The sequence below is a fragment of the Zobellia laminariae genome (assembly GCF_030553095.1).
Taxonomy (GTDB): domain Bacteria; phylum Bacteroidota; class Bacteroidia; order Flavobacteriales; family Flavobacteriaceae; genus Zobellia; species Zobellia laminariae.
In genome coordinates this window covers 3,505,283-3,526,567 of sequence record NZ_CP130738.1, presented here as the reverse complement: position 1 = coordinate 3,526,567, position 21,285 = coordinate 3,505,283, and the positions used below count along the sequence as shown (strand labels likewise).

The window sequence follows — 21,285 nt, the reverse complement described above, 5'->3', positions numbered from 1 at the left end:
ATGGCCAAAACTGAATACCATATTTACGTCATAGAGCTTTCCAAAAAAGTATTTACTGAAAACAGGCGTTTTCGCGAAGCAAACCCTCAATTTAATGGTGTTTTAGAATGTGTGTATGTTGGCATGACCAGCAAAACCCCAAAAGAACGTTTTGAACAGCATAAAAAGGGGTACAGAAACAAAAAGGGACACAACCTATCTTCTAACATTGTAAAAAAATACGGGTCTTATTTGCGCCCCAGTCTTTACAATCATATTAAACCATTGACCACTAGAGCTGCAGCTTTAAAAATGGAAGAAATCTTAGCTCTGGAACTTCGCCGAAAACGGTATGCGGTCTGGTTTAATTAAGTACCTCCTTACCTCTTCCATTACATTTCAAAAATTAGTAACTTTAGAGAAGTATGTCTCAACGATTAAATACTTCAACTACAGCTTATGGAAGGATTGATAATGGATTACCCTCTCACCACAACTACAATTCTTGAATACGGAAATAGTGCATTCAAGCATAAAAAAATAATTAGTCACCTACCCAACGGTTCCAGGCATGAATATACTTTTGGCGACCTTCACAAAAGGTGTAAGCAGTTAGCAAATGTACTTACCCATAAACTAGGGGTCACTAAAGGCGATATGATTGGTACTTTTGCTTGGAATCATTATCAACATGTAGAACTATATTACGGAATACCTAGTGTTGGCGCAATTTGTCATACCATAAATATTAGGCTCTCATCTCATCAAACTGAATTCATCATAAATCATTCTGAGGACAAAATAATCTTTGTGGATGCCTCACTTGTACCTTTATTGGAAAAAATTGCGGGTCAGCTAGAAACTGTAGAGCACTACGTTATTATGAATGCTCCGGAAAAATTCAGTACTACGCTTTTGAACGTGCTTCATTATGAAGACTTGTTTGAAGATGAATCAGATGAGTTTGAATGGCCAACCTTAAATGAGAATGATGCTTGCGGTATGTGTTATACTAGTGGTACAACTGGCTTACCAAAGGGTGTACTTTACACGCACAGATCCACATACTTACATGCACTGACTATTTCTACCCCAAATGCAGCCAATTATGATAGTTCGGACATCGTGTTGCTCATAGTTCCACAGTTTCATGTTATGGCTTGGGGATATCCTTATTTATGTCTTATAACCGGTTCCGATATGGTATTACCATCTTCTAATCTACAGCCAGAAGCTATTATCTCCATTTTGCAGGAAGAAAAAATCACAAAAGCCAATGGTGTGCCCACTATTTGGATGGGTGTTTACGAAGCAATGAAAAAGAATCCGCCAAGACCAAAATTAGCATTACAAGAGTATCTAGTTGGAGGCTCTGCACTCACAGCGAGTCTCATTAAAGGCATGGATGACGATTTCGGCATTAAAGGCGTCCAAGCATGGGGAATGACAGAGACCTCACCTTTGGGTACCGTAAGCCGTTTGCAGCCCCATCATGAAAAACTAAGTACAGAAGAAAAAATTAAAATACGAGCCAAACAAGGTATTGAGTTCCCAGGTATTGAAATGCGCGTTGTAGACAATAACGGCAAGGTAGCGGAGCGTGACGGAAAAACCATGGGTGAACTACAGGTTAAAGGAGCGTGGGTTATTAAGTCCTATTTTAAAACAAATAATAGAGATAATTTTACGGATGACGGGTGGTTTAGAACAGGGGATGTAAGCACGGTTGATAGTGACGGCTATATGCATATTACAGACCGAACAAAAGATTTAATCAAAAGTGGAGGCGAATGGATATCTAGCGTTGCCTTAGAATCTGCATTGATGTCTCACCCAAAGGTTAAAGAAGCTGCCGTAATTGCCATACCAGACGAAAAATGGGCAGAAAGACCCTTAGCGGTAATTGTTCTGACAGATGAAGACGAAGTGGTCTTAGATGCCGATTTTAAAGAATTTTTGTCTCGTGATTTTGCAAATTACCAAATACCTGATAACTATGTTTTTGTTAGTCAGGTACCCCGTACCAGTGTAGGCAAATTTGATAAAAAAGAAATTAGAAGACTTTATGCACAAGGTGAGCTATAAAGAAAATTATGACTAGTTGAACTAAGCACATCTATTATTTACCCCTAATACAGCTGAATATCTATTCTAGATTTTCAGCTTTTTTTTAGTGTAAAAATCTTCATTTTATATAACCATCCTCCAATGTGCGGTATGAATATGGTAAGTCTTATTTATTCCCGTTTAAATAAAAATTGAGAATATAAAATATCTACTCTTCTATAAACCAGTTTTTTACCACAACATAGCCTTAATAGGCAACAAAAATTTATATCATACGATAATCATGCATAAATTGTAAGAGTTAACCTACTTAACTAAGTCTATACAGTCATTATGATTTTACCCAAGCAATCGGCTACACTAGTGTTATGGTCATCTTTACTACTGCTATGTTGTAAGCTTGCATTTGCGCAGAAAAATCAAACCCCTATATCTTTTCAACACTTACCGGGAGGTCTATCTCAAAGCTCCGCCAACGTAATATATGAAGATAGTTATGGTTACTTATGGATTGGCACCAGAAATGGACTTAATAAATACGATGGTAAAAACTTTCAAATATATGAACAGGCTCAAGATAGTAAAACAGGGCTAACCAATGGCTACATAGAGGATATTTACGAAGATGGCAATAGACAACTATATATAGGTACCGTTCAAGGTTTAAATGTCTACAACCGAGAAATGGATATTCTAAAGTCCTATCCATTCATTGGTGAGGGCGAAAAACTAGCCTTAGAACATTTCTATTCCGTAGTTAAATCTACAGACTTCCTTTGGCTAGGAACTACTACAAGTCTCTTCAGATATCATATAACAACAGGTGAAACCAAAGAATTTAAATATCACGGAACACCTACACAAGACAACTTTTTTGTAAAAATTACTAAACTAGATAATGAAAGAACTTTAGTCATAATTGATAACGACATATGGGTATTAAATAGTGAATTACAAGTCTTATCAAAACTTCATGAAAGTCATAGAATACGAAGTGTAATACAACAAAACTCATCTCAGTTTTTAATTGGCTTACACAATGGTGAACTAATTGAATTAAAAATCAAAAATGATAATTCTATAAACATAGAAAGAACAAGCATAAGTAATGGCTATCCCATACTATCAATATCAATTGCCGCAAATGGTGATTACTGGATAGGTAGTGAAAATGATGGGCTTTACATCTACTCAAAAAGCACCAACCAATTATCAAATTTAAAGTATGACAGTAAAAATATAGAATCGATTTCTAGCAACTCTATATGGTCTATATATAACAATAAAGGAATTATGTGGCTAGGTCCTTATAAAAAAGGGCTAAGCTTCTACGATCCCATATATCATAAATTTAAGCATGTAAAAAATGAACCTTTTAACCCTCAGTCTTTAAATAATAACAACGTAAACTCCTTTATCCAAGATAGAAATGATACTAAAGACCACCTTTGGATAGGAACGGATGGCGGTGGATTGAATTATTGGGATAGAACGGCCAATTCTTTCGTAAAATACAGTTTAGAAAATAAAAATCTTAACACCAACGTCGTCCTCAGCATGCTACAAGATAAAAACGACCAACTATGGTTGGGGTCTTGGGGCAAAGGAATTACCATATTTAATATCAAGGATAAAAGCTATGAAGTACTAACTAAAGAAAATTCCTTTTTGCTGTCAAATAATGTCTTTAATCTAATGATGGACAGTAAAGGGCGCATATGGATTGCAACTTTTCATGGTGGATTGCAATTCTATAATCCTGAAACCGAAACTCATAAAAACATAGAACTTAAAAACAATATCAATAACACTAAGGTCTCTACAATCACCACCTTAACCGAAGATAAAAATGGAAATATTTGGGTTGGAACTCAAATTTCGGGACTATTTAAACTTGTTGAAAAAAACGAGGAGTGGCAATACACAAGTTATAACAGCCTTGAGAAGAAACAAGTCTTAAGTAACGACTTCATTAATGCAATTGTAGAAGATACGGAGGGTAACTTATGGGTGGGTACACAAGCCGGTTTAAATAAATATAATTCCACAACAGATTCCTTTCAATCGATCCCACACAATGAAGAATTAAAAAATGACGCTGTTAAAGGAATTATAGAAGACACTAACCATTTGCTATGGCTTAGCACCGGTTCCGGAATTACGCAATACAACCCTAAAAATAAAGTATCTATACATTATTACATTAATGATGGTTTACAAGGCAGCGAATTCAATACAAATTCTTTCTATAAGACCAAAAACAACGAATTAATTTTTGGTGGCAGCAATGGCTTCAATTTATTTCAAGCAAAGGATATTAAAAAAAGGGAGGATAAACCTATTGTAAGTATTACCAGTCTAAAAATATTCAACAAACCTATTTATGCAGACGATGAATCTAAAATATTAAAAAAGCACATCGCGCAAGTAGATTCCATTACCCTATCGTATGATAATACTGTGGTTGATTTTGAGTTCAATGCTTTAACTTTTCGTCATCCAGATAAAGTAAACTACGCTTATTTCTTGGATGGTTTTGAAACGAATTGGAATTATGTTGGTCACAAAAACAACGCTACTTATACCAGTTTAGAACCATAAGGTAAGTATACACTTCGAATAAAATCTAGTAATTCTGATGGTATATGGAATAGTAATGAAACCGACTTACACATTACAATTACTCCTCCTTTTTGGAAAACCTATGGTGGTTTCGCGTACTCATGATAGCTTTGTTAATTTGTGCCATTTATTTAGTCCTATTTCTTCGGGTTAGAAACATAAAAAAGTATCAACTAACATTAGAAAAAGAGATAGGTGAACGTACTCAAGAATTGCAATTACAAAAGAAAGAACTAGAAAAAGTAGCAGATGAGCTAACCACTAAAAATCAAGAAATTCAGCGTTTTACTTTTGCAGTTTCTCATGACCTTAAAAGCCCGTTAAGCGGTATAAAAGGTATTGCTAGCCTAATTCCTATGGAGTTTGTGATGAAAGATTTTCCTGAACTAGAACAGTACCTAGAAATGATTAATATATCATGTGACACTATGAATAACCTTATTGCCGATATTACCAAAATTGCGAAAATCGGCAAAATTGAGAACAAAAATGAAGTGCTCGATACCAATGAAATTGTATCACTATCAACCACTTTGGTTAAAGGAAAATTAAAAGTATCTAAAGTAAAACTCATTGTTGAAGAAAATCTACCGAACATTTATGGTGATAGAAATAGAATTATACAAGTCTTTGGTAATCTCTTAGATAACGCCATAAAGTATATGGGCGACCAAAAACAACCAGTAGTGTATATAAAAGCAGAAGAAACCGGAGAAAAAATACAGTTCTCCGTTTCAGATAACGGCTCTGGAATTGATGAAAAATCTTTAAAAAAGCTCTTCTCCCCTTTTGAGCGATTTCATGCTGATGTAAATGGTACTGGACTAGGACTTTATATGATTAAGCAAATTGTTGAATCGCACGATGGTACCATCTCTGCAAAATCTGAGGGAAAAGGAAAAGGAACTACTTTTAGTGTAATCCTACCAAACGTTGTAGGCCAGCAGATAAAGAATATGATCGACAATGATATAGTCCCTGAAAAAACCGATGACAATTAGTCTACAAAGAAAAACTATTGATATAAAAAAAGCTTGAGCAACGTGCTCAAGCTTTTTTTTATATTTAAGAATAGTATTTACTACTTACTTAAGTACATTTTTCTGCGGCCGTATAGCTCATAGAACTGATCGTCTTTTAAACTATCGATAAAGAGAATACTCTCTCCAGTACTTTTCATTTCAGGACCTAAATTCTTATTTACATTAGGGAATTTATTAAAAGAGAAAACCGGTTGCTTAATCGCAAAACCTTCCAATTGCGGATTGAAATTAAAGTCTTTCACTTTCTTTTCACCTAACATTACCTTTGTAGCGTAATTCACGTAAGGCTCTTTGTAAGCCTTAGCAATAAATGGTACCGTTCTAGAGGCTCTTGGGTTAGCTTCAATGATATACACCATATCGTCTTTTATAGCAAACTGAATATTAATCAAACCAACTGTATTCAATGCTAAAGCAATTTTCTTGGTATGATCCTTTATCTGCTGCATTACAAACTCACCAAGATTAAACGGTGGCAAGGTTGCATTAGAATCTCCTGAGTGTATCCCACAAGGCTCAATATGCTCCATTATACCAATAATGTACACATCTTCGCCATCACAAATTGCATCGGCTTCTGCCTCAATAGCTCCATCTAAATAATGGTCTAAAAGTAATTTGTTGTTCGGGATTTTTCTAAGAAGGTCTACTACATGAGATTCTAGTTCTTCTTTATTGATTACAATCTTCATTCCCTGCCCTCCTAGTACATAGGATGGTCTTACTAGTAATGGAAAATCCAATTCATCTGCAAGTGCTAAAGCCTCATCTGCTGTTTCCGCAATACCATACTGAGGAAAAGGAATATTATTTTCTTTCAGCATTTCAGAGAAACTACCTCTATCTTCAGCTAAATCTAATGCTTCAAAACTAGTTCCTATAATTTTGATTCCGTATTTAGATAGTTTTTCAGCTAATTTTAAAGCTGTCTGCCCACCTAACTGTACAATAACCCCTTCTGGCTTCTCATGACGGATAATGTCGTAGATATGCTCCCAAAAAACGGGCTCAAAATAAAGTTTGTCCGCTGTATCAAAATCGGTTGAAACCGTTTCAGGGTTACAATTGATCATGATAGTTTCATAACCACATTCCGCTGCAGCCAATACGCCATGTACACAACAGTAATCAAATTCAATTCCCTGCCCAATCCTGTTTGGACCAGAACCAAGAACTACAATTTTCTTACGGTCGGTAACAATACTATCATTCTCTACATAACGCGTTCCGTCTGGCTTTTCTATTTCTGCTTCAAAAGTAGAATAGTAGTATGGAGTCATCGCCTTAAACTCGGCTGCACAGGTATCTACTAATTTGTAGACCCTATTAATGTTCATTTCTTCCGTACGCTTCTTGTGTACTTCGCTCTCGTAGCAATCTAGCATGTGAGCAATCTGTCTATCCGCAAAACCTTTTTGCTTAGCTTCCAACATCAAGTCTTTGGTAAGCGTTGCAATAGTATAAGTAGAAATCTCTTTTTCTAATAAATGAAGTTCTTCATATTGTTTTAAGAACCACATATCAATTTTTGTAATCTCATGGATTCGTGACAACGGGATACCCAATTGGATTGCATCATAGATTACAAAAACCCTATCCCAACTTGGGACGGTCAATTTCTGAATGATTTGGTCGTAATTGGTATACCCTTTACCATCCGCACCTAATCCGTTTCTTTTTATTTCCAGAGACTGGGTTGCTTTGTGCAATGCCTCTTGAAACGAACGTCCAATACCCATTACTTCTCCAACAGATTTCATCTGAAGTCCTAAAGTACGGTCAGAACCTTCAAATTTATCAAAGTTCCAACGTGGTATTTTTACAATTACATAATCTAAAGTCGGTTCAAATAAAGCAGAAGTAGATTTTGTAATTTGATTGTCTAATTCATTTAAATGATACCCGATAGCTAATTTAGTTGCAATCTTGGCAATAGGATACCCGGTTGCTTTTGAAGCTAAAGCAGAAGAACGAGAAACCCTTGGGTTAATCTCAATTGCAATAATATCTTCATCATCATCAGGACTAACTGCAAACTGCACGTTACATCCTCCGGCAAAATCACCAATACTACGCATCATATGAATTGCCATATCACGCATTTTTTGGTACGTTCTATCAGACAAGGTCATTGCCGGCGCAACCGTTATAGAATCTCCGGTATGAATACCCATCGGATCCATATTTTCTATTGCACAAATAATAACTACGTTATCATTATCATCACGCAATAACTCTAACTCATATTCTTTCCAGCCCAATAAGGCTTTATCGATCATTACTTCATGAATAGGAGAAATTTCTAATCCACGACTTAGTAACTCATCAAAATCTTCTGGTTTGTATACTATAGCAGCTCCTGCACCACCTAAAGTGTACGATGCCCTAATTACTAATGGAAAGCCAAATTCCTGAGCTATTTCTTTTCCTTTCAGAAATGATGTAGCCGTTGCCTGCGGTGCCATGCCTACACCAATTTTAAGCATTAACTCACGGAATTGCTCACGATCTTCAGTAATGTTTATCGCATCAATATCAACACCAATAAGATCTACTCCAAAATCTTTCCAAATTCCCTTTTCATCTGCCTCTATACACAAATTAAGAGCGGTCTGGCCACCCATAGTTGGTAGCACTGCATCAATTTGCGGGTGTTCTTTTAGTATTTCAATTATTGACTTGGTAGTCAACGGTTTCAAATACACATGATCAGCCATTGATGGATCCGTCATAATTGTTGCCGGATTACTATTTATCAATATAGTCTCAATACCGTCTTCACGTAATGAACGTAAAGACTGTGAACCTGCATAATCAAATTCACAAGCTTGACCTATAACAATGGGACCGGAACCGATCAGTAGTATGGATTTTAAATCTTTTCTTTTTGGCATTAGTTGTATTCTTTAAAACTTTGGCTATAATTTGTTACAAATATCAATACAAATCTGACATAAAAAAAGGTGTTACTTATAAAAAGTAACACCTATATATTTCTTAAAAAATAAAATCATTATTTCTTATGTCTCGGTTCAGAGGATACAGAAAGTTTTTTTCTTCCTTTAGCTCTTCTACGAGCTAAAACTTTTCTTCCGTTTACGGATGCCATACGCTCCCTAAATCCATGTTTATTTCTTCTTTTTCTCTTTGAAGGCTGATATGTTCTTTTCTGTCCGGGCATTGTATTATCCTTTTCTTTGTGTGATAAGAAATAGCGAAACCGCTCGCTAAAACTGGGCGCAAATATACGAAGACTTTTGGCTTTGCCAAATACATTTGTAAAAATATTTTTATTGAATGCCTGCCGCCTAGCGATAGGTTTTTATTACTTTTGCCAAAATCGGATTATAGCAACAGATTCAATATATGAGAAACTTTTTGGGCATTATTTTTATTGTTCTTTCAAGTACCGTTTCTTTAGCTCAGACACAACTTGAATACAAATTAGAGAAAAACGCCGTCTTCACCGTAAAACAAAACGCCGAGCAAACCATTACACAAGAACTGGATGGAGCCTCTCACATCCTGACCAATAAAATTAACGGTATTCTAGAGTTTAAGGTACTAGAAGTAAGAGATACCACATATAAGATAGCTTTAGAATTTAAGGATCTTAATCTAAATATGTCTTCTAGCATACAAGGAGAGCTAATGGATGTACATGCCCATAAGTAGACGAAAGCAATATGCAATCGCAAATTTTCCATAGCCTTCTAAACCACCCTGTAAACATTATCCTATCTAAAACAGGTGATATTATTGAAGTAAAAGGTGGTGACAATCTTGTAACTAAAATGGCCGAAGCATCTGGTCTTGAAGACCAATTTTCTTTGAATATGATGAAAAAATCTTTGGAAAAAGAATTTGGGTCAGAGGCACTTTCTAACAGCTATAAACAAATGACCTTTATTTATCCTTCTAAAAAAGTGAAATTAGAGGATACCTGGAAAAACCAATATTCGGGCAAATTGCAAGCCAACAACACTTGGACCCTAAAAGCAGTTTCTGCCGACACTATAAACCTAACAGGAACAGCAGATGTTATAATGGATGTTACCGAAGCTGCAACAGCAATGCATCTTAAAGGTACTCAGAAAACAAATATTACTACTAATGCCATTACAGGATTTATTAAGAAAATGACTGTAGAAGGTACTTCTACAGGATCATCTAGCATGACTCAAATGCAAGACCAAGAAATACCCACAACTATAGCGTCTTTTACATCATACGAACTCATTCCTAATTTAAACGAACCGATCAATAATTAATACACATGTTCAACAAAAATCTTAAACTAGTCATAGCAGGACTTATCATAGCATATGCCATATATCAATTTATAGAAGGAAATATTGGCAACGGAATTGCTTTAATTCTTTTATCGTCAATCTTTATTTTTCTTTATTTCAGAAACGAAATTATTCTATTGGCTTTTCTTCGCATGAGAAAGCAAGATTTAGAAGGAACTCAAAAATGGCTTGATAAAATTAAAAACCCAGAAGCTGCATTGGTTACAAAGCAACAAGGGTACTTTAACTACCTACACGGTATTATACTTTCTCAAAAGAACTTAACACAGGCTGAAAAATATTTCAAAAAAGCATTGAAGTTAGGCCTTACCATGGATTATGATATAGCTATGGCTAAATTAAGTCTTGCAGGTATTGCTATGCAAAAAAGAAGAAAAAGAGAAGCTACAACTCTTTTAAGAGAAGCTAAAAAGCTAGATAAGAGCAATATGCTTACTGACCAGATAAAAATGATGCAACAGCAGATGAAGAAAATCTAACTGCCTGTAGGTATTTAGAATCTGTATCTAATAAATTGTTTAGCACTATAGAAGCGGTGCCCATAGCCTGCTAAAAGACTCCTTTAGTTTACGTGTTAGACCACGGTTTTGCCATCTTTCTAATTCAACTTCTTCGCATTCCTTTAGGTCATCTAAGAAAGTGGCTGCGAGCTTAAGGTTTATTTCCTTGTTGTAAAGCATAGCATTGATTTCAAAGTTGATGGAAAAACTTCTGTAATCTAAATTGGCGGTTCCTACGGTTGAAAACAAATCATCTATAACCATAGTCTTGGCATGGATAAATCCTTTTGTATACCTATAGATTTTTATGCCTGATTCCAAACAGTACTCAATATAAGAGTCGCCGGCATACTGCGCTGCCCAAGAATCAGACTCATAAGGAACGATCACCCGAACATCAATACCACTTCTTGCAGCGGTAGCTAAGGCTGTTAGAATAGCATCATTAGGCATGAAATAAGGCGAAGTAATATAAATGCGTTCCTTTGCCGAACTAATGGCGCAAAAGATAGCTTCCATAATATTAGCCCAATCCGTGTCTGGCCCGCTAGCTGCAATCTGTACAGCTACGGGTTGATTCATCTCCGGTTTACTTTTTGGAAAAAATGATTTTTCTATTTCTACTTCATTATGCGAAGCAAAGTTCCAATTCAATAAAAAAGACGATTGCAACGAACCCACTGCCGCACCCCGAAGCCTTAAATGTGTATCTCTCCAATACCGTGGATTATCATATGAGTTATCATAACGTTTGGCCATGTTTATACCTCCTACGTAGCCAACCTTCCCGTCTATGACCACAATCTTCCTATGGTCTCTATAATTTAGCTTACCCGTAGAATTGGAAAAAATAACAGGCATAAATGCGTAATGCTCAATTCCAGATTTGGTCATTTTATGTTTTACACTCCTCGCTATCTTGCTACCTACATCATCATAAACCAACCTGACTTTAACACCTGCCTTTGCTTTTTCTATAAGGATATCTATAATCTTATTCCCAAGTTCATCACTAAAAAGAACAAAATATTCTATATGAATATGACTCTCGGCATTTCTTAAATCCTCAAACAAACGCCTGAATTTCTCTTCGCCATTAATTAATATCTCTACAGTATTATCAAAAGTAAGAACAGCTTTCTCGTTGTTTTTCAATAATTTATACACTTTAAAAATACCCTCGCCATAAGTTTCTTCAAAGTCTTCTCTTTCCTCACAATCCAATTTAAAATTGGCCCGCCATTCCATTATTTTCTTATTATCAAGAAAATATTTCTTTTCAAAAATTTTAGATTTTCTATAGTCTTGCCCAAATAGATAGTAAACGATTAATCCTAAAAAAGGCAATACAGCAAGAGCAAAAAGAAACGAAAGCGTCTTTACCGGGTTCTTATTCTTTAAAAGGATAAAAAAGGAAAGCACAATAACAAGCCCATAATTAATCGTTAAAAGAATTAACCAGAGATTATCATTAAAAAGTTGTAGTGCGGTCTCCATCTTTGTGGTTGCTGAATAAACTCTTAGAACATTCTAAGCGAACTAGCATTTAAAGATGGGAAATAAAGTGGAGTAAAATGACCTCAATGCGAAATTAATATAACGCATTGAGGCTTTAAAATTAACTATTTGCCAATTTTATAATATCCCTTATTAGGGATTTCAACAATATATTTTTTACGCGAACTGTTGTTCAAGTGCGCCTCTCTAAGCCAAGGGTTATGTCTTTTTAATATTTTATAATTGATTTCATACTGTTGCGCGTAATCTGCAAAGCTTAATACAGGCTCATCTAATTCTACTTTAAAAGTAGGAACTGCCTTATGTACATATCTTCTTTATCAATATCAAAACCATACTTCTCTGGGTGGCTTAATATTTCTTTTATGGCCATAATACGAAATACATATCTACCTGTCTCCTGCCCTAAAAGAAGATCATAGTAATTACTTACTTGCTGGATACCCAAATACTTATTAATAGCACCTGCACCTGCATTATATGAAGCAGCAGTCAACGTCCAACTGCCATACCTTTTGTAGTTTCTGTTTAAATATTCACAAGCTACCTCAGTAGCCTTTTCCAAATTATAACGCTCGTCTACGTTTCCGTTTACCTCCAAGCCATGCTCCTTACCAGTAGCTTTCATAATTTGCCAGAAACCAGCAGCACCCGCATGTGACTTTACATTCTGAAGTCCGCTTTCTGCAACGGCCAAATATTTAAAATCATCAGGAATACCATTCTTAGCTAAAATAGGCTCTATAATAGGAAAATACATATTAGCCCTTTTTATTAATAACACAGCATTTGACTGCCAATACGTATTAACCAAGAACTCACGATCTATTCGCTCCATAACCTCTGGGTCATCCTGAGGGACTACCTCACCTGCAAAATTTAAGTCTTCAGGTATTTCTATGGCTGAAATACGGTACCCTTCGGCAACGCTTTTATCTACTTCTTTTGCTTCATTTTCAGCATAATCTGCATCACCTTCAGCAGGCTCCGCATTGTTCTGAACGGCAAATATCAAAGTACTCACGACAAAAAAGACGCCCAAGAGCATCAATACATTCTTTAAAATCTTCATTTTTTGGTATTGTACGGTTTATTCAAAGTTAATAAACTCTTTTCTATTTTTTCTACATGAAACGCACTCATATTCAGCATTGACTTTAATTATCTCAAAAGCCAGATCTAATTGTCTTTATTCAAAATCAGACCTTATGAATGTGATTAGTGCAAAGGGGGAAACGAGTCTATTAATACAACTCATTTATTGCAAAATAATTGTGGGCAAATGCTCGTTAAACCATCTAGCTCTATGAATAATCATGGTGTGTGTACCGTTTTTTACAGTAATACAGTCTTTAATATTTTCTATAGGAAAAACAACATCTTTGTCTCCATGAATATGAACTAGCCCCAATTGGCTCAACTTGTTTCCAATTGACAATCTGATCAATAGACCAATCTATGTAATATTTATCTCTGATAGAGAGGTATTTTTCATAAAGCGCCAAACGCTTATTTACATTTTCCCCAAAAGCATATTTGGTCAAAAGTTCCATATTGTTAACTATACCAGTTGGTAAGAGCTTGTGAACATTCGTGTATTTGGCAAAAATCATGCGCTTTGGCAGCTCCGATGCATCTTTAATACTTGAAACAACTATAATTTTCCGAAATGATTTAAACCTAGCCATCTCTTGCACCAACATACCACCAAATGACACCCCTATTAAAACGGCATTTTCATGGTGAATGTTTTCGTTCATTTTTTTGGCATATGCTTCCAAAGACATATTTTTCTCAGGTACGAACCATTCCAAGAGATGTTGTTCAAATTTATGCTCTGGTAGTGCAATATTTTTAAATATTGATGGGTTGGCTGCCATTATGGCATAAAATATATATGAATCTTAGAATCGCTCATTATTACAACGCATAGGAATTGTTAGGAAATTAACATTATTTTCACTACTTTTGCTATCGACTTTGGGGGATTTCCATAGTTTATACAAATATGAGCAAAAGTATACAAAATTGCGATTTGAGAACACCGTGATTTTCTTACCTCTTGCCGTCATCTAAAATCAAACTATATGAATGAAGTAGAAATTATTGACAACACTTTCTTGCGTCAATTCGAAACTACGGTTGAAGGCATCTTAGCCAAAATCGAGTATTCTTCGCAAGAACGTAAAGTATTTCTAACAAAATTAGTAGTGCCTGAGGAAATCACAAAAGAGGGTTTCAAAGAAGATTTTATCAAGTCGGTTCTTCACCGTATTCAGGAGCAGAATCTTAGAGTAGTCCCTACGAGTCCACAAATTGCTGGTTTTTTACGCAAAAACAGACAGTACAAAGAAATGTTGCCCGTAGGCATAAGAATCTAACGTATTTCAAAGTTTTTTTTGAAGATGAATCCCGCAACTAGCGGGATTTTTTTTGTCCTAAACCTTAGTGGCAATCTTTTCAAAATCAAAACGAACAAGGCCGTCCTCATCTATCTCCGTAAGAGATACATTATGTAAAGTATTAACTAATTCTGGATTCCATGGAGATTTAACCTTAACATAATTACTGGTAAACCCGTGAATGTACCCTTCTTTATTCTCGCCTTCAAAAAGCACTTGGTACGTTTTACCTAATTGACTTTCATAAAAAGCCCTTCTTTTTTTAACGGAAAGCCCACGAAGCATCTTACTACGCTTACTTCTCACCTGCTTAGACACCACACCATCCATTTCTACAGCAGCCGTATTATCTCGTTCCGAATACGTAAAAACATGCAAATAGGATATGTCTAGTTCATTAAGAAAATGGTAGGTTTCTAAAAAGTGCTCATCTGTTTCTCCCGGAAAACCAACAATAACATCAACACCTATACATGCATGAGGCATGGTTTCTTTAATCTTATTGACCCTATCTATATATAACCCGCTCATATACCTGCGCCGCATTAATTTTAAAATATCATCACTACCACTCTGTAATGGAATATGAAAATGTGGTACAAATGAATTGCTCTGAGAAACGAAATCTATGGTTTCATTCTTCAATAAATTAGGTTCTATAGATGATATACGTAAACGATGAATACCCTCTACCCCATCTAATGCCTTTACCAAGTCTAGAAATGTATGTTCATGTGTCTTATTTCCAAATTCACCCTTTCCATAGTCTCCTATATTCACTCCGGTCAATACAATCTCCTTAATACCCTTCGCAGATATCTCAGCAGCATTATTTAATACATTCTGCAATGTATCACTCCGCGAAATACCTCTGGCCAAAGGAATGGTGCAATAGGTACATTTATAATCACATCCGTCTTGAACCTTAAGAAAAGCGCGCGTTCGGTCTCCAATAGCATAGCTGCCCACATAAAAATCTGCATCTTCTATCTCACAGGAATGAACTTCGCCAAAATCATTTTTGGTCAGGTCGTTTATATAATCTCCTATCTTAAATTTCTCTGTCGCACCCAAAACCAAATCTACCCCATCTACCGCAGCCAGTTCTTCTGGTTTTAATTGTGCATAGCAACCAATTGCCGCCACAAAAGCTTCAGGATTAATTTTTTGCGCTTGTTTTACTATCGTTTTGAATCTTTTATCTGCATTTTCCGTTACCGAACACGTATTAATTACATACATATCTGCGTATTCCGAGAAATCTACACGGTCAAAACCGTCTTCCTGAAAACCTCTTGCTATAGTAGAAGTTTCAGAAAAATTGAGTTTACAGCCCAATGTATAGAAGGCAACTTTCTTTTTCATATCCTGATCTCTTTCCGCTTTCGTATTCAATTGAAACTATATTTTTTTTTAGAGAATGCAAATATACAAACTTGTACCTAGCCCATAGCAAACATGAACGGTATCAATTTATTAACCCATTAAAAACACGTCTTTACCTGCCGCTCTTAATCTAATATTCTATATTTGACCGAAAACAAAACACTTGTTTGTAAGCAGTTTATACGCTAATCAACCATTAACTCTTGAAACCAACTACTGTGATTTTTACTTCTAAAAACATTCCTTCATACCTAGCTCCTATCCTATTAATTTTTATACTATTCACTTCTAGTATTACACTTGCTCAAGAAGCAATTTTACAAGAGAAAATAGCCAAAATTCAAGAATTACTGAGCTCGGTAGAAGCAAATAAATTAACTTTTAACCAAGAGCTTACTACCAGTTCCCCTATTATTATGATTATACGGTTCGCGAAGTAAATAGTAAAGGGAACGAAGTTGCAACCACATACTCGTTTGCACTTTCGGACATTAATACAAATGCAGTTAGGTCTTTTACAAAACGAGATGTTTTTCTTATAGAATTAACGGTTAAAGGAAAACAAAAGCTAATTAAAAGAATAACGGATGAAGGTGACAAAATAGCTTACATACCAAGTTTTACCTTATATGGCCTAAATGCAGATAACGGCCGTGATTTAGAAAATGCTATTGAAGATGCCATTCCTGAAGCAATTGAAGTTGATAAAAAGACACTTGTTTTAAATTCTTATGACGAGCACTTGCAATGGCTAAAAAATAATATTAGTAATATTAATCTACCAAAACACGAAATAGTACAACAGCTTAACCCAGATGCCAAAAGACCTTATGGTCTCGTTATTTTGGAACGAACATTGGGGTCAAAAAAGGAACGTTTTGAATTTAACTTATCCCTACTAAATCCTAACTCGGTAAATTATAAGATTTCCGGCGATGAGTTTCTTATTGAAATGGGTACGAAAAAAGATATTGCAGGCATTAAGTTCCATAGCGATGACGTTCTTAAAGGTTATACTGATAAAGTGCTATTTTATGCTAATTCATTAGCCAATGGAAAAAACATACATAAGGTCCTTAAAGGTGTTGCTCCACTAGCAAAAACAGAATTTGACTCCTCCAAACCGGATGTCACGACCATAGAGAATGCATTAAAGTATATAAACGACAATATTGATGGTATAGAATCTGACGGCAGAACAACAGTTCAAAACCTTACTTTAGATGATTACATGTCCACTTTTTCTCAAAAAGAAACGATATCCGACAAAAATGAGGAGCATCTATATTTCTTTAACCTTACGGATATAAATGAAAATAGCATAAGTTTTAAAGATAAGAAAACAAGACTTTACCTTGTTTTAAACACCAATAAAGGTGACTACTATATTGGTCACACCCTCAATGGTGAAACAGAGGATTACGAAAAACAGCTTTTCGTATACTTCAATTCTTATGACGAGGCTCTTATTGGTAAAGAAGCCTTACAATCCTTAATAAAGCACTTTGAGAACCAGACAATAAAAAGTACCGAAGAATATGAAACCAGCTTAGAAGAAGCATTATCACTACTTAGCAACGAAATAAAACCTGTACAAAGCACCAACCTCCAATACGAACAACAAATAGAACTTTTAGAAACAGAAACTAGCACATTTAGATTTACCAAAATAGAATCTAGCTCCAAAAAGACTATTGAAAATGTTTTTGAATTCAGCGCTCAAGACTTAAACAAACAAAACAGTAAAGTTAAGGTGTCCGGAAAAAGGGTTTGGGCAGAAATTGGTATCAAGTCTTCTGAAAAACTAGTAAAGGTTTACGAAGATGGTGAGGTTCAAAACTACGAAAACAGCATTGAGATTGAAGCTCCTAGTATTGAAAATGCCAAAAGCATAGTGACCATTTTAAAACAATTGGCAGCTTCTCAAAATAAATAGTAAACAGAAAAAAATTAGTAGTTACGCCACTTTTTAGTTAACTCAAAGACGTGTTCTAAAATACGGGCTTCCTTATCATCAAACTCTACATTTCTTCTGGCCATCATAACTTTGGCCGTCTCAAAAGCTTTTGATGTACCATAAGTAGAGAAACCTGAAGCCCCACCCCAACTAAAACTAGGGACAAAATTACGTGGAAAACCATAACATAAATATTACAGTTTACTCCTATTACCGTACCTGTATTGAACATTGTATTTATAGCCGTTTTGCTATGATCACCCATCATTAGGCCGCAAAACTGCAAGCCGGTTTGCTCAAAACTTTCGCTGGCATAATTCCATATACGGACATTAGCATAGTTGTTTTTAAGGTTGGAGTTATTAGAATCTGCACCAATATTACACCACTCACCTAAAACAGCATTACCCAGATATCCCTCGTGACCCTTACTAGAGTATCCAAAAATTACAGAGTTGCTAATTTCACCACAAACCTTTCCGTAAGGTCCTATAGTAGTAGCTCCATAAATTTTGGCTCCCATTTTTACAACCGCATTATCACAAAGTGCAAAAGCGCCGCGAATAAGATTACCTTCCCACACCTCTGAGTTTTTACCTAAATAAATTGGACCATCCGTAGCGTTCAAAATACTATGTTCTACCGTGGCACCTTCTTCCATGAAAATTCGCTCAGGGTGTATTAAAGTATTGCTTTTAGGAATAGGCTGACTTTTTCTTCCAGCGGTTATAAAATCAAAATCCGCCTGTAAGGCTGCTCCATTTTTAGAGAAAATATCCCAAGTATTCACTATTTGGATTAATTCGTCTTCAAATTCAATTTGCATATAAGTATCAAAATCTACTTCTTCTTGACTTTCATTGGTAAAAAAAGCGATGACTTCATCACCTTGAAAAATAGCCTCGTTTTCTTTTAAGTCCTGAACTAGGTCTATCAATTTTTGATTCGGTAAAAAAGAAGCGTTAATCAGTACATTTTCCTCCATCTCAACCATTGGGAACTTCTCAGATAGATACTCTTCGGTTATGGTAGTTGTGGTATTCCCCAAATACTTTTCCCACTTTTCCCTTATGGTCAATATACCTACGCGTATATCGGCTACAGGCCTTGTAAAAGTAAAGGGTAATAAGTTCTCTCTTACCGTACCGTCAAAAAGAATGTAGTTCATGGCTGGTTATTTTTTTGCTAAAATAAGTATTCTGCTTTTCTAATCCGTCTGGTCAATCGTACAAATATTGGCCATGTTATAAACTAAAAAAGCCTCCGACAATTGTGGAGGCTTTGTAAATATATTATAAAAGAAATTATTTTTCTTCTGTATCAGCTTTCTCTTCAGTAGCTGCCGGTGCTGGAGCTGCTGGTTTTTTCTTAAACTTGTCGTATTTGTTCTTGAACTTATCAATACGTCCTGCAGTATCCAGAAGTTTAGCTTTACCAGTATAAAAAGGATGAGATGTTCTTGAAATTTCCAATTTTACAACTGGGTATTCAACACCGTCAACTTCTAAAGTTTCTTTGGTAACCGCTGTAGATTTAGTTAAAAAAACCTCGTCGTTAGACATGTCTTTAAAAGCTACTAATCTATAATTTTCTGGGTGTATATCTTTCTTCATTATAAATAAAATTTTACGCACCCATTCCAACAGGCACTCATTTTAAGGCTGCAAATTTAATTAATTTTATTTAACCCACAATCTAAATCCTAAAAAAAGAAACAAAAAAAGATATTTTCTTCTGTAACAAAGAAACAAAAACAACCACTAACTTTGAAAACAACCAAAAAAGATAACAAAATGGAAGAAAGTAAAGCTGAAACAGGAAAGTTTGCTTTTAATTACGGCCTGCTTGTAGGCGGTATTGGCATTGCATTTGGTATAATGCTCTATACTATGGACATGCATTATGAACGTGGTCTTGCAGTTCAAGGTACGCAAACTTTAATTTTAATTGTTGGTATAGTATTAGGTATCTATCAATTTAAAAAAAGTAATCTAAATTATCTTACAATTTCCGAGGCCTTAAAAGTTGGTGCGGGCGTTGCTCTCATAGCGGGTATCTTAGGTATACTTTATTTTTATGTTTTCTCTAGTTATGTAGAACCAGAATACATGGATAAGATGTATGAGATTGCAAAACAGGAAGCCTTAATAGATAACCCTAAACTAACCGAGGAAGAGATTGATAAAGGTATTGAAATGCAGAAGTCATTCTCTTGGATGTCTTATCCAATAATTTTAATCATGAACATTCTTATAGGTCTTGTTGTAGGTGTTATTACCGGTCTAATTCTTAAAAAAGAGAAGCCGGCCTATTAAATATCTTTTTTAATATTTACTAATTTATATTCGGTTAAGCTTCTTAATTTCATAATTATCAATATCTTAACTTATTCGTATATTATAAATTGTAAAACTAAAAATTAAGTCCCCATTAAGAAAGAAGCGTTATAGCCTAAAAGTTTAAATGACTTCAGTATCAAAATTGTATTTTTGGTCAGACTTATAGAAACTGTGAATGGATCTGTCCATAATTATACCCTTACTTAACGAAGAAGAATCTTTAAAAGAACTTCATGATTGGATTGTAACCGTATTACGCTCCAATGACTTTAGCTACGAGATTCTTTTTATTGATGATGGTAGTACTGATGATTCTTGGAAGATTATTACAGGACTCTCTGAATCTAACCCAAATGTAAAAGGATTACGATTCAGAACTAATTTTGGTAAATCTCAAGCACTACACGCTGGCTTTAAAGCAGCAGAAGGCAATGTAGTTATTACTATGGATGCCGACCTGCAGGATGATCCAGAAGAAATTCCTGAACTGTACCGATTAATAAAGGAAGACAAGTTTGATTTAGTTTCTGGTTGGAAGAAAAAACGTTTTGATTCTGTTCTCTTCAAGAACATGCCTTCTAAGCTATTCAACTGGGCTGCTAGACGAACTTCGGGCGTAAAGCTCCACGACTTTAATTGCGGATTAAAAGCTTTTGATAAAAAGGTAATTAAAACCATTGAAGTTTCAGGCGAAATGCATCGTTACATTCCCGTTTTAGCAAAAAATGCCGGTTACGGTAACATAGGAGAAAAAGTTGTTAAGCATCAAGCCCGCAAGTATGGTAAAACCAAATTTGGAATGGAACGTTTTATAAACGGTTTTTTAGATTTGCTCACCATTTGGTTTGTATCTAAATTTGGTCGTCAACCCATGCATTTATTTGGGGCTTTAGGAGTCCTAATGTTCATCATAGGCTTCGGTTTCGCCATTTATTTAGGTGTCGATAAGCTTTTTATCAACCCTTATGGACGATTAATAACTGATCGACCACAATTTTTCATTGCGCTTACTGCAATGATTATTGGTACTCAATTATTTTTAGCCGGATTTTTAGGCGAAATTTTAATAAGATCACGAAAAAACGAAACACGTTATACCATTTCCGAAGAAATAGGCTCAGACGCAAAAGCAAAGCAATATTCTTCGTAATTTTAAACG

At 35.3% G+C, this 21,285-nt stretch carries 17 protein-coding genes and 3 pseudogenes; 12 read left to right on the top strand and 8 right to left on the bottom strand.

Annotated elements, in window-relative coordinates:
• The 4 genes from Q5W13_RS16875 to Q5W13_RS16860 all read left to right on the top strand — a co-directional run bounded on the left by Q5W13_RS16875 (nt 1) and on the right by Q5W13_RS16860 (nt 5,669).
• Nucleotides 1–351: a GIY-YIG nuclease family protein gene (locus Q5W13_RS16875; RefSeq protein ID WP_304443805.1), complete on the top strand. Its 351-nt coding sequence runs from the start codon at nt 1–3 to the stop codon at nt 349–351.
• An 87-nt stretch (nt 352–438) separates the two neighbouring features.
• Entirely contained in the window at nt 439–2,064 is a 1,626-nt protein-coding gene (locus Q5W13_RS16870; RefSeq protein ID WP_304443804.1) for a long-chain fatty acid--CoA ligase, read from the top strand.
• A gap of 315 nt (nt 2,065–2,379) precedes the next feature.
• Nucleotides 2,380–4,647 carry a ligand-binding sensor domain-containing protein gene (locus Q5W13_RS16865; protein WP_304443803.1) on the top strand — a complete coding sequence of 756 codons (2,268 nt, stop codon included), beginning with the start codon at nt 2,380–2,382 and terminating at the stop codon, nt 4,645–4,647.
• A gap of 92 nt (nt 4,648–4,739) precedes the next feature.
• Nucleotides 4,740–5,669: a sensor histidine kinase gene (locus Q5W13_RS16860; RefSeq protein ID WP_304443802.1), complete on the top strand. Its 930-nt coding sequence runs from the start codon at nt 4,740–4,742 to the stop codon at nt 5,667–5,669.
• 80 nt (nt 5,670–5,749) lie between these two features.
• Here Q5W13_RS16860 and carB read toward each other — a convergent pair whose 3' ends face one another.
• The gene (carB, locus tag Q5W13_RS16855; protein WP_155595809.1) at nt 5,750–8,605 is read right to left on the bottom strand and encodes a carbamoyl-phosphate synthase large subunit; all 2,856 of its coding nucleotides are present in this window, start codon (nt 8,603–8,605) and stop codon (nt 5,750–5,752) included.
• A gap of 119 nt (nt 8,606–8,724) precedes the next feature.
• The gene (gene rpmH / locus Q5W13_RS16850; RefSeq protein ID WP_072991142.1) at nt 8,725–8,892 is read right to left on the bottom strand and encodes a 50S ribosomal protein L34; all 168 of its coding nucleotides are present in this window, start codon (nt 8,890–8,892) and stop codon (nt 8,725–8,727) included.
• A gap of 185 nt (nt 8,893–9,077) precedes the next feature.
• Between rpmH and Q5W13_RS16845 the strand changes: the two genes are divergently transcribed.
• From Q5W13_RS16845 to Q5W13_RS16835, 3 genes are read left to right on the top strand one after another with little or no spacing between them, the layout of a single operon-like run.
• Complete coding sequence (locus Q5W13_RS16845) at nt 9,078–9,386, top strand: hypothetical protein (RefSeq protein ID WP_304443801.1); 309 nt, start codon at nt 9,078–9,080, stop codon at nt 9,384–9,386.
• A gap of 11 nt (nt 9,387–9,397) precedes the next feature.
• Nucleotides 9,398–9,982, top strand: coding sequence for a DUF6263 family protein (locus Q5W13_RS16840; protein ID WP_304443800.1), 585 nt, complete (start codon nt 9,398–9,400; stop codon nt 9,980–9,982).
• 5 nt (nt 9,983–9,987) lie between these two features.
• Nucleotides 9,988–10,503, top strand: a complete 516-nt coding sequence (locus Q5W13_RS16835; RefSeq protein WP_155595807.1) for a DUF2892 domain-containing protein — start codon at nt 9,988–9,990, stop codon at nt 10,501–10,503.
• A gap of 45 nt (nt 10,504–10,548) precedes the next feature.
• Here Q5W13_RS16835 and cls read toward each other — a convergent pair whose 3' ends face one another.
• The 3 genes and pseudogenes from cls to Q5W13_RS16820 all read right to left on the bottom strand — a co-directional run bounded on the left by cls (nt 10,549) and on the right by Q5W13_RS16820 (nt 13,960).
• Nucleotides 10,549–12,021: a cardiolipin synthase gene (gene cls / locus Q5W13_RS16830; protein ID WP_304443799.1), complete on the bottom strand. Its 1,473-nt coding sequence runs from the start codon at nt 12,019–12,021 to the stop codon at nt 10,549–10,551.
• 125 nt (nt 12,022–12,146) lie between these two features.
• Nucleotides 12,147–13,114: pseudogene (locus tag Q5W13_RS16825) on the bottom strand (lytic transglycosylase domain-containing protein).
• Nucleotides 13,115–13,300: 186 nt separating this feature from the next.
• Nucleotides 13,301–13,960 (bottom strand): annotated as a pseudogene (locus tag Q5W13_RS16820) (alpha/beta fold hydrolase).
• Between the two features lie 169 nt (nt 13,961–14,129).
• On the opposite strand from Q5W13_RS16820, the gene Q5W13_RS16815 reads away from it, so the two are divergent.
• On the top strand, nt 14,130–14,423 hold the full coding sequence (locus Q5W13_RS16815) for a GNAT family N-acetyltransferase (RefSeq protein ID WP_155595803.1): 294 nt from the start codon (nt 14,130–14,132) through the stop codon (nt 14,421–14,423).
• A 57-nt stretch (nt 14,424–14,480) separates the two neighbouring features.
• On the opposite strand, the gene mtaB is transcribed toward Q5W13_RS16815, so the two are convergent.
• The gene (gene mtaB, locus Q5W13_RS16810; RefSeq protein ID WP_304443798.1) at nt 14,481–15,809 is read right to left on the bottom strand and encodes a tRNA (N(6)-L-threonylcarbamoyladenosine(37)-C(2))-methylthiotransferase MtaB; all 1,329 of its coding nucleotides are present in this window, start codon (nt 15,807–15,809) and stop codon (nt 14,481–14,483) included.
• Between the two features lie 224 nt (nt 15,810–16,033).
• Between mtaB and Q5W13_RS16805 the strand changes: the two genes are divergently transcribed.
• Both Q5W13_RS16805 and Q5W13_RS16800 read left to right on the top strand, forming a co-directional pair.
• Nucleotides 16,034–16,270 (top strand): hypothetical protein, encoded by a 237-nt coding sequence (locus tag Q5W13_RS16805; RefSeq protein WP_304443797.1) that lies wholly within the window; start codon nt 16,034–16,036, stop codon nt 16,268–16,270.
• Between the two features lie 302 nt (nt 16,271–16,572).
• Nucleotides 16,573–17,766: a hypothetical protein gene (locus tag Q5W13_RS16800; RefSeq protein ID WP_304443796.1), complete on the top strand. Its 1,194-nt coding sequence runs from the start codon at nt 16,573–16,575 to the stop codon at nt 17,764–17,766.
• A 14-nt stretch (nt 17,767–17,780) separates the two neighbouring features.
• Here Q5W13_RS16800 and Q5W13_RS16795 read toward each other — a convergent pair.
• Both Q5W13_RS16795 and Q5W13_RS16790 read right to left on the bottom strand, forming a co-directional pair.
• Nucleotides 17,781–18,955 (bottom strand): annotated as a pseudogene (locus Q5W13_RS16795) (GlmU family protein).
• Nucleotides 18,956–19,091: 136 nt separating this feature from the next.
• On the bottom strand, nt 19,092–19,400 hold the full coding sequence (locus Q5W13_RS16790) for a type B 50S ribosomal protein L31 (RefSeq protein ID WP_214611253.1): 309 nt from the start codon (nt 19,398–19,400) through the stop codon (nt 19,092–19,094).
• Between the two features lie 153 nt (nt 19,401–19,553).
• Here Q5W13_RS16790 and Q5W13_RS16785 point away from each other — a divergent pair, with 153 nt between their 5' ends.
• Nucleotides 19,554–20,102 (top strand): DUF4199 domain-containing protein, encoded by a 549-nt coding sequence (locus tag Q5W13_RS16785; RefSeq protein ID WP_304443795.1) that lies wholly within the window; start codon nt 19,554–19,556, stop codon nt 20,100–20,102.
• 199 nt (nt 20,103–20,301) lie between these two features.
• Nucleotides 20,302–21,276: a glycosyltransferase family 2 protein gene (locus tag Q5W13_RS16780; RefSeq protein ID WP_155595797.1), complete on the top strand. Its 975-nt coding sequence runs from the start codon at nt 20,302–20,304 to the stop codon at nt 21,274–21,276.
• The last annotated feature ends 9 nt before the right edge of the window (nt 21,277–21,285 follow it).